Annotated in this window: 11 protein-coding genes; 6 read left to right on the plus strand and 5 right to left on the minus strand. The window is 45.6% G+C overall.

The features are described 5' to 3' along the window. Positions 1–135 precede the first annotated feature (135 nt). Together OGH69_RS13725 and uvrC are read right to left on the minus strand one after the other, a co-directional pair. The gene (locus tag OGH69_RS13725; protein ID WP_265175055.1) at positions 136–2,340 is read right to left on the minus strand and encodes a patatin-like phospholipase family protein; all 2,205 of its coding nucleotides are present in this window, start codon (positions 2,338–2,340) and stop codon (positions 136–138) included. Continuing rightward, complete coding sequence (uvrC, locus tag OGH69_RS13730; RefSeq protein WP_265175056.1) at positions 2,340–4,136, minus strand: excinuclease ABC subunit UvrC; 1,797 nt, start codon at positions 4,134–4,136, stop codon at positions 2,340–2,342. Before uvrC ends, OGH69_RS13725 begins: the two co-directional genes overlap by 1 nt. Positions 4,137–4,257: 121 nt before the next feature. On the opposite strand from uvrC, the gene OGH69_RS13735 reads away from it, so the two are divergent. Next, on the plus strand, positions 4,258–5,220 hold the full coding sequence (locus OGH69_RS13735) for a succinylglutamate desuccinylase/aspartoacylase family protein (protein ID WP_265175057.1): 963 nt from the start codon (positions 4,258–4,260) through the stop codon (positions 5,218–5,220). 75 nt (positions 5,221–5,295) lie between these two features. After that, positions 5,296–5,865 (plus strand): 5-formyltetrahydrofolate cyclo-ligase, encoded by a 570-nt coding sequence (locus tag OGH69_RS13740; RefSeq protein WP_265175058.1) that lies wholly within the window; start codon positions 5,296–5,298, stop codon positions 5,863–5,865. Positions 5,866–5,908: 43 nt separating this feature from the next. Here the strand turns inward: OGH69_RS13740 and OGH69_RS13745 are convergent, their stop codons facing one another. The 3 genes from OGH69_RS13745 to ileS form a co-directional block, all read right to left on the minus strand. Continuing rightward, positions 5,909–6,511, minus strand: coding sequence for a lipoprotein signal peptidase (locus OGH69_RS13745; RefSeq protein WP_265175059.1), 603 nt, complete (start codon positions 6,509–6,511; stop codon positions 5,909–5,911). A gap of 158 nt (positions 6,512–6,669) precedes the next feature. After that, positions 6,670–7,050 carry a TraR/DksA family transcriptional regulator gene (locus OGH69_RS13750; protein ID WP_252810358.1) on the minus strand — a complete coding sequence of 127 codons (381 nt, stop codon included), beginning with the start codon at positions 7,048–7,050 and terminating at the stop codon, positions 6,670–6,672. Between the two features lie 8 nt (positions 7,051–7,058). After that, positions 7,059–10,490, minus strand: a complete 3,432-nt coding sequence (gene ileS / locus OGH69_RS13755; protein WP_265175060.1) for an isoleucine--tRNA ligase — start codon at positions 10,488–10,490, stop codon at positions 7,059–7,061. A gap of 147 nt (positions 10,491–10,637) precedes the next feature. Between ileS and OGH69_RS13760 the strand changes: the two genes are divergently transcribed. The 4 genes from OGH69_RS13760 to OGH69_RS13775 all read left to right on the plus strand — a co-directional run bounded on the left by OGH69_RS13760 (position 10,638) and on the right by OGH69_RS13775 (position 14,062). Beyond that, complete coding sequence (locus OGH69_RS13760) at positions 10,638–11,444, plus strand: hypothetical protein (protein ID WP_265175061.1); 807 nt, start codon at positions 10,638–10,640, stop codon at positions 11,442–11,444. A 67-nt stretch (positions 11,445–11,511) separates the two neighbouring features. Further along, positions 11,512–11,886, plus strand: a complete 375-nt coding sequence (locus OGH69_RS13765) for a hypothetical protein (protein ID WP_265175062.1) — start codon at positions 11,512–11,514, stop codon at positions 11,884–11,886. A gap of 77 nt (positions 11,887–11,963) precedes the next feature. Next, complete coding sequence (locus OGH69_RS13770; RefSeq protein WP_265175063.1) at positions 11,964–12,389, plus strand: response regulator; 426 nt, start codon at positions 11,964–11,966, stop codon at positions 12,387–12,389. A gap of 56 nt (positions 12,390–12,445) precedes the next feature. Further along, positions 12,446–14,062, plus strand: a complete 1,617-nt coding sequence (locus OGH69_RS13775; RefSeq protein WP_265175064.1) for a PAS domain S-box protein — start codon at positions 12,446–12,448, stop codon at positions 14,060–14,062. Positions 14,063–14,121 lie beyond the last annotated feature (59 nt).

A 14,121-nucleotide genomic window follows, 5' to 3' on the forward strand; every position in this document is an offset into this window, starting at 1 on the left:
AGGTCACCGGATTTTTGTCGGATGTACCCAAAAATACCCTTGTTATACCCCCTAAAGTCATCAGGGCATGGCCTGAAAATCATCCTGAAGCGCCTCAAAAAAACCATAAATACCCCTAAAATCACCTAAAAAAACCTAAAACCAGTACCCTACGCTCACCCAGGTAAGGTGCTTGTGGGTTTCTGGCGACCAGCTGTGCTTGATTTCCACCGGCCCTATTATGGTTTCCATGCCATAGCCAACGGCATAGCCGCTAAACCTTGGCCATGAGAACAGCAAGCCCTCTTCATACAGGTTGTACCCCACATTGGCATAGTTGGCGGTTACATTCAGGTGGTTCTTTTTAAGAAACTCATAATCAAGGGTTGCCAGGCCTTTTATGTAGCTGTTGCCCGAAATGCTCAGGAAATCATAGCCATAAAAGTGCACAAAGCTGTTGGTAAGGTTATAACCGTACCCGCCCAGCATGAAGTCGAAGGTAGGCACCTGGTTTTCGCCCAGTGCAAATCCGGTCTCAGCTTTGAGGTCTATGGTCAGGCGCCTGGCAAGTGTCTTTGCCGTACCTATTTCCCCTTTTATCAGCGTAAAGCGGTCAAACCCCCCGGTATAGTCGGAAGAGTAGACAAAAGCCTTTGCGAGGCCCTGGAAAAACCAGCCTTCAGATGGGAAGAACTTGCTATCGTAAGAGTCGAACTTGAGATACCCGTAGAGCGAAATGTAATCGCTGTCGTCAAATACCGGGTCGATGTCCTGTATGGTTTCCGATTTTATATTGATATGCTGGTACTCGGCACCGCCGCCAATCAGGAACCGCTGGGCAAAAATGGTTTGCAGGTACAGCTGGTTTGTCCAGTCAGAATAATCCACATTTACCGATTCCGTACCCAGGATCCCGGTGAGTTCCCCCACAGCATAATCTGCAGAAATGTTGCGGTTAAAGCCCGAGTAATGGGAATGAAGCCCATAGCTGATGTAAAAACCGTTATCAATGTAGTAATCGAGATTATACCTGAAGTTGTCTCCCAGTATCACATCTACCGAGGCCACGTCGTTGCGGCGTATGAGATTTTTTTGCGTAAGGTTGAGTAATATGGCGCTCTTATATAATGGGTCGTAATGCAACCCAAATTTGAGATAGCGGTTGATGGGATTTTCGGCAAGCTTCAGGTTGAGCACCTCGCCGCGGGTGCCTTTGTCAAAACAGTACGATATCCCATTAAAGTTCTGGGTTGCATTGAGTGTACTGATACCGCTGTTGAAGGTATCGTACGATATTTTACTCCCCGGCTTAAAGCTCAGCTTACCTATTACATAGGATCGTGTGTAATTATTGAGTCCGTCTATGCGAATCTGTTCTACGTATACAGAATCCTGTGCCGGTATGCGTGGCTTGGTTATGGGATGGCCAACGCCCAGCGGCTTTAGCCTTTCAATAATTTCACGGCCGGCTTCCTCACCCTTTTTTATGATCTCGGTGCCCTGTTCAAACGATACTACGCTGAATTCTGAAATGTCAGGTTTTACGTAAATATCGGTAAGCTCCCGCTTGCCCTTCATCTTATTGATCATCTGGTAATTATTGATTTGCACCAGTATGCCTGTAGCGCCCTTGAGTTCGTCGCGTGTTTTGAGCGGATCCTGCACATCGACACCAATGATGATGTCGGCCCCCATCTTTTTTACCTCCTCAATAGGATAATTATTAGTTACGCCCCCATCAATCAGCAATCTGCCGTCTATTTCCGCCGGCGCATATAACGACGGGAATGCCCCGCTGGCTAAAATGGCATCCGGAAGGACGCCATGCCGCAGCACGACTTCCTCGCCCGTTTCCACATCTGTGGCAATGCATACAAAAGGAATAGGCAGCTTATTAAAGTCCCTGATGTGGCGCACATGATTGGTAAGGCGGTTTATGGTGGTGTAATTGTAGAGTCCTTTGGATAGTGCTGTAGGAAAGCCAATGCGAAAGTTTTTAAACGGAAGGCTGAGTGCGTACAGTTCGTCATTACGCTTTTCGAAAAAGTTCTTCGAACCGCGCGGGGTGTAATCCCTCAGCATGGCATCAGGATCCAAAGCCCGGAATATAGAATCCAGTTCCGTAGCAGAATAACCCGCCGCATACAGGCCTCCCACAATGGCACCCATGCTTGTACCGCCTATATAAGAAACCTCAACCCCCTGCTCCTCGAGCACCTTGAGCACCCCTATGTGTGCCAGGCCCTTAGCGCCGCCGCCACTCAATACTACGCCTACTTTGGGTTTGCCTTCCTTCTTCTCCTGCCCTTTTACAGGGCCGAAAACAAGCATGCATAACAGCAGGAGAAAAAATCTATTCATTATTTTGTATTCGCCTTATAATATTCAGTAATCTTTTTTGCTTTGCTCGGACCTACCACTTTGGCAATTTCTTCCTCAGGCGCTGCCGTAAGCCGCTTTACCGACTTAAAATGGGTAAGCAGCGTCACCATAGTCTTTTCGCCGATGCCCGGAATGCTGTCCATTGAGGTTTTCAGCGCGCCTTTGCTACGCTTGTCCCTGTGGAAGGTAATCCCAAACCGGTGCGCCTCATTACGGAGGTGCTGTATTATCTTGAGCGTTTCGCTTTTTTTATCCAGGTACAGTGGCACAGAATCGCCGGGGTAGAAAATTTCCTCAAGCCTTTTTGCAATGCCTAATATAGTGATTTTCCCGCGCAAGCCCAACTCATCAATGCTTTTTAATGCTGAGGATAATTGCCCTTTGCCTCCATCGATGATAATGAGTTGCGGCAGGGGCTCGTTTTCCTCCAAAAGCCTTTTGTACCGGCGGAAAACAACTTCCTCCATCGAAGCAAAATCATTAGGCCCCTCCACGGTTTTAATATTAAAATGGCGGTAATCCTTTTTGCTCGGCTTGCCGTCCTTAAATACCACACATGCAGAAACCGGGTTGGTACCCTGTATGTTAGAGTTGTCAAAACACTCTATATGGCGTGGCTCTTCGGGCAGTCTCAGGTCCTTTTTCATCTGCGCCATAATGCGGTTGGTATGCCTGTCCGGATCTACGATTTTAATCTGCTTCAGCTGGTCCAGACGGAAATAGCGGGCATTACGCTCACTCATGTCGAGTATCATTTTCTTATCGCCGAGCTTTGGAACGGTTACATTTACACCCTCGCCCAGTTCAAGCGGGAACGGAGCTAATATCTCCTTCGAGCGGAGATGAAAGCGTTCGCGCAATTCTACCACTGCCAGCTCCAGCAATTCCTCATCAGGCTCGTCCAGTTTCTTCTTAATTTCCATCGTATGGCTACGGATGATGGCACCGTGCGATACCTGAATGAAATTCACATAAGCCATACTTTCGTCGGAAATAATGGAAAACACGTCCAGGTTGGATATCTTGGGATTGAATACCGTGCTGCGGGACTGGTAGTTTTCCAGGACGTCCATTTTTTCCTTGATCTGCTGGGCTTCCTCAAAGCGCATTTCCATGGCAAACTCCTGCATGCGCTTTTTAAAATCCTTGAGGCTTTCTTTGAAGTTACCCTTCAGGATCTGCCGGATGGCATCCACATGGTTTTGGTACACCGCAAACGATTCATGACCTTCGCACGGGCCTTTGCAGTTGCCCAAATGGTATTCGAGGCACACTTTATACTTACCGGAACGGATATTTTGCTCGCTAAGGTCGTAGTTGCAGGTGCGCAGCGGGTATAGCTCTTTTATAAGATCCAAAAGGGTATGAACTACTTTAAACGTGGTGTACGGACCGAAGTATTCCGAACCGTCCTTTATTATTTTCCGTGTTGAAAATATCCTCGGAAAGGGTTCTTTTTTAATGCATATCCAAGGGTAGGTCTTGTCGTCCTTAAGGAGTACATTATAGCGTGGCTGCAGCTTTTTAATCAGGTTATTTTCCAGCAAAAGGGCCTCACTTTCGGTAAGTACGACGATGTGCTTTATGCTCACGATTTTCCGCACCATCACGTTGATCCGGCCCGAATCATGCATTTTATTAAAATAGGACATCACCCTCTTTTTCAGGTTCTTCGCTTTCCCGACATACAGCAATTTGTCGTCTTTGTCAAAATACTGGTATACGCCGGGGCTATCGGGCAATGTTTGTATTTGTAAGTCTAAAGGGGTATGCATGGTACAAAGTTAGTGAACAAATCTTTTGATGTAACAGCAAAATAAGGGGTTTGTTTCACTTCTGTAATTGGTGATTTTCCATTTCGATAAGTTTTAGTATTTTTATCCTTTCACAAAGCCTATGGAGCATCGCAAACTTGTAATACTGGACGAGGAGATAAAGCCCGGCGACAGCAAAACCATCAACATGGAAATTGCCCGCCTGCACACAATGACCAAGCTCAAGATCCCAATAATAGTGGAGCGCTCCAAACATGACGGCCCGGTAGTACTATTCTCGGCAGGGCTGCATGGCGATGAGATCAACGGTATGGAGATTGTACGCCAGATCATCGTCCGCAATATTAACAAGCCGCGCATAGGCACCATCATCTGTATACCGGTCATTAATGTATTCGGGTTTGTGAACAAAAGCCGTGAATTCCCTGACGGGCGCGACCTTAACCGCGTATTCCCCGGCAGTAAGAACGGATCACTGGCCAGCCGTTTTGCCTATTACCTTTTAAAGGAAGTAATACCCCATGTAGACTATTGCGTCGACTTCCATGCCGGTGGGGCCAGCCGCTTCAATGCGCCGCAAATACGCATAGTGCCGGGCAATGAAGAGCTGAAACAGCTATCTGATGTGTTTAATGCCCCATTTACACTCTATTCAAAGAATATCAACGGCTCTTTCAGGAATTCCTGCGACAAATTGGGTGTGAAAATGCTCCTGTTTGAAGGTGGCAAATCGTTAGACATCGATGCCGACATAACCCACCATGGCGTACGGGGTGCCAAGCGTTTCCTTGCCCATTTCGGAATGCTCGATGCCTCTAAAAAAGCCCAGCCTGCCGACAGGCCCTCAATTTATATTGAAAATTCCGCCTGGATACGGGCCCGCAATTCGGGGCTGTTCCAAAACAAGACCAAAGCAGGGGCATTCGTGCAAAAAGGCGAGATCATTGCCTGTATTACCGACCCTTTCGGCAAGTTCGAAAAGAAAGTAAAGGCACCCAATACGGGATATATCATCAATTCCAACGACTCACCGATAGTGTACCAGGGCGATGCGATATTTCATATATCGCAGCGGATGGTGTAGCGTCGGTTGATTTGGTTATTTGTGGATACGGTAATTCGTTCCAAATAACCAAATCCACGCATCAACAAATAAACAATGAAAAAAAAAGACCTACGCCTCAAATATAAAAACCTCCGCCAGGCCCTCCTCCCCGAAGAAGCCGAAGACAAAAGCCTTGCCATTGCTAACCGGCTGCTGACGCTGGATATTTGGGGCAAGACCTACTTCCACCTGTTCCTGACGATGGAGAACCAAAAGGAAGTGCAAACCGACTTTATCCTGAACATCCTTGCCGGGAAGGATAAGGAAGTGATCGTGTCACGGTCTGATTTTGAGCGCATGGCTATGGTACATTACCTGCTAACCGATAATACCAAACTCATGGTAAGCCAGTACGGCATCCCCGAGCCTGTCGATGGCATTGAAGTACCTTCCAATAAACTGGATGTAGTATTCGTGCCATTATTGGCCTTCGACCAAAAAGGCCACCGTGTGGGTTACGGCAAAGGCTTCTATGATCGTTTCCTGAATGAATGTAAGCCCGACGTTATAAAGATAGGGTTGTCGTTTTTTGAGGGTGAAGAAGAGCTTATAGAAGCGAATGACACGGATGTCCCGCTTGATTATTGTGTAACACCGGAGAAAGTTTATTCGTTTATTCGTTAATGCGTTAATTCGTTAAACCCAAGTAACCAAATCAACAAATCAACTATTTAGCGAATGCCTTTTTATTGAAAACGATAAGTATGCCCACACCTACTGATATTGCCGTATCGGCAACATTAAAAATCGCATTAAAGAAAGAAAAATGCTTACCACCCCAAATTGGGAACCATGATGGCCATTGCCCGCTAAATAAAGGAAAATAGAACATATCCACTACTTTTCCGTGGAATAATGTACCATACGGTTCATCAGCAAACATTGTGGCTACCTGTCCGTGGCTATGGTCGAATATCACTCCGTAAAAAACCGAGTCGATGATATTGCCAAAAGCGCCTGCAAGTATCAACGCGATTGAGACAATAAGATAAGGCGACTGGCGCTTTTTTACCGCATCCCAAAGCCACCATCCTATTCCACCTACCGCCAGTATGCGGAAAAGTGTAAGAGTTAGTTTGCCCCCAAGCCATGCCGGAAGTTCTGCCCCCCACGCCATGCCTTCATTCTCTATGAAATTTATCCTGAACCAATCCAGCCCCAATACCCGGAACCAATCGCCATGCATCATGGTTGTTTTGATGTAAATCTTGGATACCTGGTCGATGATCAACACAAGAATGACAATAAGGTAGGCTTTCTTTAAGGACATTTACAGAATTTTAGCCGCAAAAATAAGGGAATTAATTTAGATAAGAGATTTTTAGCCACGAATTACACTAATTTTCACAAATTGCAATACCACTGATAATTTGCGAAAATTAGTGTAATTCGTGGCTAAAGTAAAACCGCCCTGAGGCGGTCTTGAAATTATCGTTGCATGTTCTTGGCTTCGATGCTCATTGTGGCATGCGGAACCAGTTTCAGGCGCTCCTTGTTGATAAGTTTGCCCGTTACTTTGCAAATGCCATAGGTCTTATTCTCAATGCGGATAAGCGCGTTCTTCAGGTCGCGGATGAACTTCTCCTGGCGGATGGCCAGCTGTGAGTTCGCTTCCTTCGACATGGTCTCGCTCCCTTCCTCGAATGCCTTGAACGTTGGCGAAGTATCGTCGGTACCGTTATTCAGGTCGTTCATATAGGCACTGCGTATAAGGTCAAGATCTGCCTTTGCTTTTTCAATTTTCTTTGTAATTAATTCCCTAAACTCTGCAAGGTCTGCATCAGAGTATCGTATTTGCTCATCTACCATTTCTCTATCTATTTTGAAATTAATAATAAGGTTGTTATCTCGTCAAATTCAATTTGGGTTCCGTTTTCTACTACCGGCAGGAAAACCATCTCATCGGTAAGGGTCTCGCTCTTGATGTACTCTTCATTTGCCTTTACCGCCCCTTCAAGATCCGCATTCTCCTGAAGGTATATCTTAATCCTGTCAGTCACTTCAAAGCCACTGTCTTTCCTGATGTTCTGGATCCTGTTCACCAGCTCACGGGCTATGCCTTCCTGCTTCAGTTCGCCGGTTATCGTGATATCCAGTGCAACAGTTATGCCATTTGCATTGGCTACCAGCCAGCCCGGTATATCCTGCGATGAAACTTCTACATCGGCAGAGGTTAAAGTAATACTTTTTCCCGAAACTGCAATATCGAGGCTGCCGTCTTTGTCTATAGTGTTGATCTGCTCCTGCGAGAACGACTGTATCTCTTTGGCTACCAGACCCATATCTTTACCAAAACGCGGACCCAAAGCCTTGAAATTTGGTTTTATCTGCTTTACAAGCACACCGGAAGCATCATCCAGCAACTCGATTTCCTTAACGTTAACTTCAGCTTTTATTAACTCTCCTACAGCTTCAATTTCAGCTTTCTGTTTTGCGTCAAGTACCGGAATCATTACCTTTTGCAGCGGTTGGCGTACCTTGATCATCTCCTTTTTCCGTAGCGAAAGCACGAGTGACGAAATGGTCTGCGCCTTCTCCATCCTGCTCTCCAGCGATTTATCAACATAGTTATCAGCATACACCGGGAAATCGGCCAAATGTACACTTTCAAACTTCTCTTGTTGTGAAGCCTGTGTTAAATCTTTATAAAGCCTGTCCATAAAGAACGGCGCTATCGGCGCGCCCAGCTTGGCCACAGCCACAAGGCAGGTGTACAGCGTCTGGTAGGCCGCAATCTTATCCTGCGCATACTCGCCTTTCCAAAAACGCCTCCTGCACAGGCGAACGTACCAATTGCTCAGGTTCTCCTGCACAAAGTCAGATATTGCCCTCGCGGCTTTCGTAGGCTCATAGTCAGCATAATAACTGTCTACATCCTTTATAAGGGTATTCAGTTCGCTCAGTATCCAGCGGTCGATCTCAGGCCTTTCGTTAAGAGGCACTTCAGGCTCTTCGTAAGAAAAACCATCAATATTAGCATATAACGCAAAGAATGAGTACGTATTATATAAAGTACCGAAGAACTTGCGGCGCACTTCTGCCACGCCTTCGATGTCAAATTTCAGGTTGTCCCACGGGTTGGCGTTGCTTATCATGTACCAACGGGTAGCATCGGGGCCATACTCGGCCAGGGTGGTGAACGGGTCTACCGCGTTGCCAAGGCGCTTACTCATCTTCTGGCCGTTCTTGTCGAGCACCAATCCGTTTGAAACGACATTCTTATACGACACCTCATCAAATACCAATGTGGCAATGGCATGCAGCGTATAGAACCATCCACGTGTCTGGTCTACCCCTTCGGCAATGAAATCCGCCGGGAAAGACTCGTGGTTGTCGATGAGTTCTTTATTTTCGAAAGGGTAATGCCACTGCGCATACGGCATGGCGCCACTGTCGAACCAAACGTCGATCAGGTCACTTTCACGGTGCATTGGCTTGCCTGATGGCGAAACCAGTACGATCTTATCCACCACGTTTTTGTGGAGGTCAACCAGGTCGTAATTCTCCTCGCTCATGTTGCCCGGCTCAAATCCTTTGAACGGGTTCTCTGCCATGAATCCTGCGGCAATTGCTTTTTCGATACCATTATACAGCTCTTCCACCGAACCGATAAGTGCTTCCTCAGTCTTGTCCTCAGTCCTCCATATCGGGAGCGGTATGCCCCAGTATCGGGAACGCGACAGGTTCCAGTCGTTAGCATTCTTGAGCCAGTTGCCAAAACGCCCTTCGCCGGTCGCCTTAGGCTTCCAGTTGATGGTATCGTTCAGGTCGAACATACGCTCCTTAACATCGGTCATTTTTATGAACCAGCTGTCGAGCGGGTAGTACAGCAGCGGCTCGTCCGTCCTCCAGGAGTGCGGGTAGCTGTGTACGTATTTCTCTACTTTGAAGGCTTTGTTGTTCTCTTTAAGATAGATGGATATCTCAACGTCGGCCGACCTTTCCGGTGCGGTGCCTGCGTCGTAGTATTCGTTCTTCACATACTTGCCTGCCAACTCCAGCGGCTTCCCGTTCGGATTGTCGAGGCTGCCCACATGCGAAGTGAATTTACCCTGCATGTCCACAAGCGGCACCGGGCTTCCGTTTTCGTCCAATACCAACATTGGCGGAACTTCCGGCTTGGCTTCCTTAGCCACTTTGGCATCATCAGCACCAAAGGTTGGCGCGGTATGCACGATACCGGTACCATCTTCGGTGGTAACGAAGTCGCCCGATATAACCCGGAAGGCATTTTTAGGGGTTTGGTATGGCAGTACAAAAGGCAGTAGTTGCTCGTAGCGTATGCCGACAAGGTCTTTGCCTTTGGCCTCTGCCAGAACTTTATATGGTATGTTTTTATCGCCTTCCTTAAAATTAGCAAAGTCGGCATCTTCAGTACTTTCAAAATAATTCTTGCCGAATTGCTTGCCTAACAGGTTCTTTGCCAGCACCACATTGATTTCTTTAAAAGTGTACTGGTTAAAGGTTTTTACCAAAACATAATCAATATTAGGACCAACAGTCAACGCGGTATTTGAAGGCAACGTCCATGGTGTAGTCGTCCATGCCATGATGTCCACTTGGCCAAAACCTTTCAGGAAGTCAGGGAGTGAATCGGCAACCGTTTTAAACTGCGCCACAATCGTGGTATCCGTCACGTCCCTATAGGCACCCGGCTGGTTTACCTCATGCGAAGAAAGTCCGGTACCCGCTTTTGGCGAATAAGGCTGTATGGTGTATCCTTTGTATAAAAGGCCTTTGTCGTATATCTGTTTCAGGAGCCACCAAACGGTCTCCATGTATTTGGGCTTATAGGTTACATAAGGGTCTTCCATATCCACCCAATAGCCCATTTTTTCGGTAAGGTCGTTCCACACGTCAGTGTAGCGCATTACCGTGCGCTTACAGGCCTCGTTGTATTCTTCTATCGAAATGGTTTTGCCGATGTCTTCTTTAGTAATGCCCAATTCTTTCTCGGTACCAAGCTCTACCGGAAGGCCGTGCGTATCCCAGCCTGCCTTGCGTTTTACCTGGTGGCCCTTCTGCGTCTGGTAACGGCAAAAGATGTCTTTAATAGCACGTGCCATCACGTGGTGAATGCCCGGAAGGCCATTCGCGCTTGGCGGGCCTTCAAAAAACACATATTGCGGCTTGCCTTCGCGGGTCGTTACGCTTTTTTCAAATATTTGCTCTTTCTTCCAGAAATCAAGCACTTCGCCCGCCAGTCCGGCAAGGTCAAGTCCTTTATATTCAGTAAACTTCTTACTCATTGGTAGTACCTTCTAAAAATCAATTTGCGAAAGTAACGATTTTTTTTAAGCAAAGGTAAAAATGGGAAAATATGTGGGAATGATAACGTTTTCGAAGTACTATTCGCAGTATTTTTACGTTTAACACATCACCTATTAACCTTAAAGATGAACAAAGTGTTGCTTTTGCTCTTGTGTACTCTATCATGTGTCTCGCAGGACATTCAGCAAAAAATAGATGCGCTTAACCATATAGGCGTGCTAAATGCTTTCATTCCTACCTGGTACCTGCCCGGCTCGCAACAGCAGGAGGTTAATGAATTTGCAAAAACCCTGCTTGCCGGCGAAATTGAGGTGCTCGCTGCCAATAAAAACCCATTTGTATATGTGTATGCCAATTGCTGGCTTATCGCCTCGGGAAAAGGAGATGTGGTCAAAATCTTTCAGGCATCACTTAAACAAAGGGATTCTGTTGCAATAATGAATTGCGGATACAGTTATGAAGCTGTATATGATAAATATTATGATGTATACACGACCCGCCTTTATGAAAGCCTTATCCGGGACGGCAAAGAACCCACCGAACAGGACATTGAATTGCTTTTCAATTCTGATGCAACATTGCATAAGCTGGACAGCCTGATTATTATTTCGAAAAAACCGGTGACCGAATTTGACTATTTTCAGGCATTTTCCCATAAAAAATTTGATAAAAAGCTATTGCCCAAAATTGAAAAGCTGGCATTCAGGAAACATATTCCCCACGCACTTTTTTATCTTGAAAAATATTATCCGGAACAATACCGAAAAAGAATCAGGGATTATCTGCACAACGATTTCATGAAAGCAAAATTCGTGACATTCGATGAGAGGATGAAACTAAGGGAATACTTGTATTATCTGGAAAATGGTGACGAATCAATGAAAAAACTGGCTCTTGAAAAAAGGGAAATGCATCCTCACATCGATAATTAGATATTAATTTCCGTTTCAACACAACCTTTATTGCCTATTCTGCATCTATTAAGTAAAAGCTGTTGCCATGGAAACTCATTTTACACTTACCGATGCCGAATTCGAACGGCTGTTTGAAAGCTGCTCCTTCGACCCTGCCCTCTTTACTCACGAAGCCCACATAAGACTGGCATGGATACATATACGCAAATATGGACTCGACAAAGCATCCTGCAATGTGGTAAGCCAGTTGCAGGAATACACTACAGCGCTGGGTGTAGCCGATAAATTTGACCTTGGTCTCACTATTTCCTCGTTAAGGATAATCAATCACTTTATTATGGAAAGTACCGACAGTTCATTTGAAATGTTTATTAAAGAGTTTCCAAATCTCAATACCCATTTCAAAGATTTGCTGCTGCAATATCCTCAACTTGAGAAACAAGACGGAATCTTTGTTTGATTTTTAACAACTGTTTAACATGGTGTTTATGACGCACCGGAGGTTTTATTGTATATTTAACATCCTAAAATTTTCCTATGCCGAACCGCACCTGTTTTCTTATTGATGATGATGATGATGACCGGGAAATCTTTGAAATCGCTTTAGAGGCCGTAGATAAGTCATGTGTTTTCATTTCTGCAAAAAACGGTCTTGAGGCGTTGAAATTTATCGATGAGAACCCCGATTTTATCCCTGATTATATTTTTATTGACCTCAATATGCCTTACATGACAGGATGTGAATGCCTGGCTGCCGTTAAACAGATAACGAGGCTCACGAATGTACCCGTTATCATTTACACGACCTCATCCTACGGTAAAGATGCCAATGATACACTGGCCCTGGGTGCAGCACACTTCCTGGTAAAGCCGGCAAGCATTTCGGCTCTTACTACGGCATTGAGCGATATTATTAATGGTATTGCCACTTCATACTTACTTAAATCTGTAAGCATAGAATAAGTTTGGGGCATAAGCCTGACTATTTTTTTACTATCTTTATCAGGTATTACTTCATTATGGAGGCTTCCAACCCAAAAAATAATCCCATTCCACAGTCCGGAAATAATTACCCGCCAGGCTTTACCGCACTGCTTGGATCAATTCCGGCACCCATATATACCTGTGATTTAGAGGGAGGCATTACTTTTTATAATACTGCTGCTGAAAGACTTTGGGGAAAGGCTCCCGAGATGGGCATAAAATGGTACAAATTCCTAAAATTGCATGAGCCCGATGGCTCGCCCCTTAAAAAGGAAAGGTGTCCTGTAACTGAAGTTATTTCGGGTATCAGCGCCACTAAACAAAAGGAACTGGTCATTGAGAGGCCTGATGGGGCACAACGCAACATCATCCTTACCGTACATCCGCTACTGGACACTGGCGGCAGGATGACAGGCGTTACTAATGTGGCTGAAGACATTACCGATAAAAAACTGGAAGATGAACTGCTTTATGCCGGCGAGAACAAATACCGATCGCTCCCGGAACTTTTAGAAAGAAAGGTCGAGGAGCGTACCTTCAGCCTTAAGGAAAGTGAGGAGCGCTACCATAAGATGATCGAGGAAGTACAGGATTATGCCATCATATTGCTGGATAGGGACGGCTATATACAGAACTGGAACCTTGGCGCTGAAAAGATAAAGGGCTATACTGATGAGGAAATAATAGGAAAGAATTTCAGGCTGTTTTACCAACCGCATGACCGTGAAGACAAGCTCCCGGAACGGCTGATTACCAAGGCACATGACACCGGCAGGGCAGTACACGAAGGTTGGCGCCTGCGCAAGGATGGCAGCAAATTTTGGGGGTTGGTGGTTATAACGGCATTGCACGACGACGAAAACAAGATCATTGGCTTTAGTAAAGTAACACGCGACCTTACTGAAAGAAAACTCGCAGACGACCGGATGCAGGACTATGCGAAAGAGATTGAATTCCGTAACAAGCAGTTGGAGGAGTATGCCTACATAGCTTCGCACGACCTGCAGGAACCTTTGAGGAAAATACAGATTTTTGCCGAAATGCTGGAAGGCAGCCTCCATAACGAAACACTTGCTAAAAAACAGCTCGAAAAAATCAATGCGGCTGCCCAACGCATGTCTAACCTGATAAAAGATGTATTGAAATACTCCCAGCTGTCCCGTGCCGACGAACTTTTTGAGGAAGTTGATCTCAATGAGGTGATTCACACCATTAAGGAAGATTTTGAATTGCTCATAGCTGAAAAGAATGTGCAATTGGAGAACACACCGCTGCCTGTTATAAAAGGCATCCCTACACAATTACACCAACTGTTTGCAAACCTGTTGAATAATGCTATAAAATTTAGCTCTGAAAACCCTTTAATCGAAATTTCGTACGAAGAAGCCGCGTCTGAACTGACTTTACTGTACCCGCACCTAAATTCTTCACTATCTTTTGCAAAAATAACAGTAAAAGACAACGGTATGGGTTTTGAACAGCAGTATGGCGAGCAGGTTTTCAAAATGTTCAAGCGCCTTACGGACAATTCCGGGACAGGCATAGGCCTGGCGCTGTGCAAAAAAATCGTTGAAAATCACGGAGGAGAGATTAGTGTGATTAGCGAGCCCGGAGTTGGAACGGAGTTTACGATACTACTACCGGTTGGGTAGCCACAATCATGACAAATAAACTTTTTCCATTTTTAGCTTTCAAACATAAATAGAATTTC

Origin of the sequence: Flavobacterium sp. MFBS3-15, assembly GCF_026107645.2 — a bacterium.
GTDB lineage: Bacteria > Bacteroidota > Bacteroidia > Flavobacteriales > Flavobacteriaceae > Flavobacterium.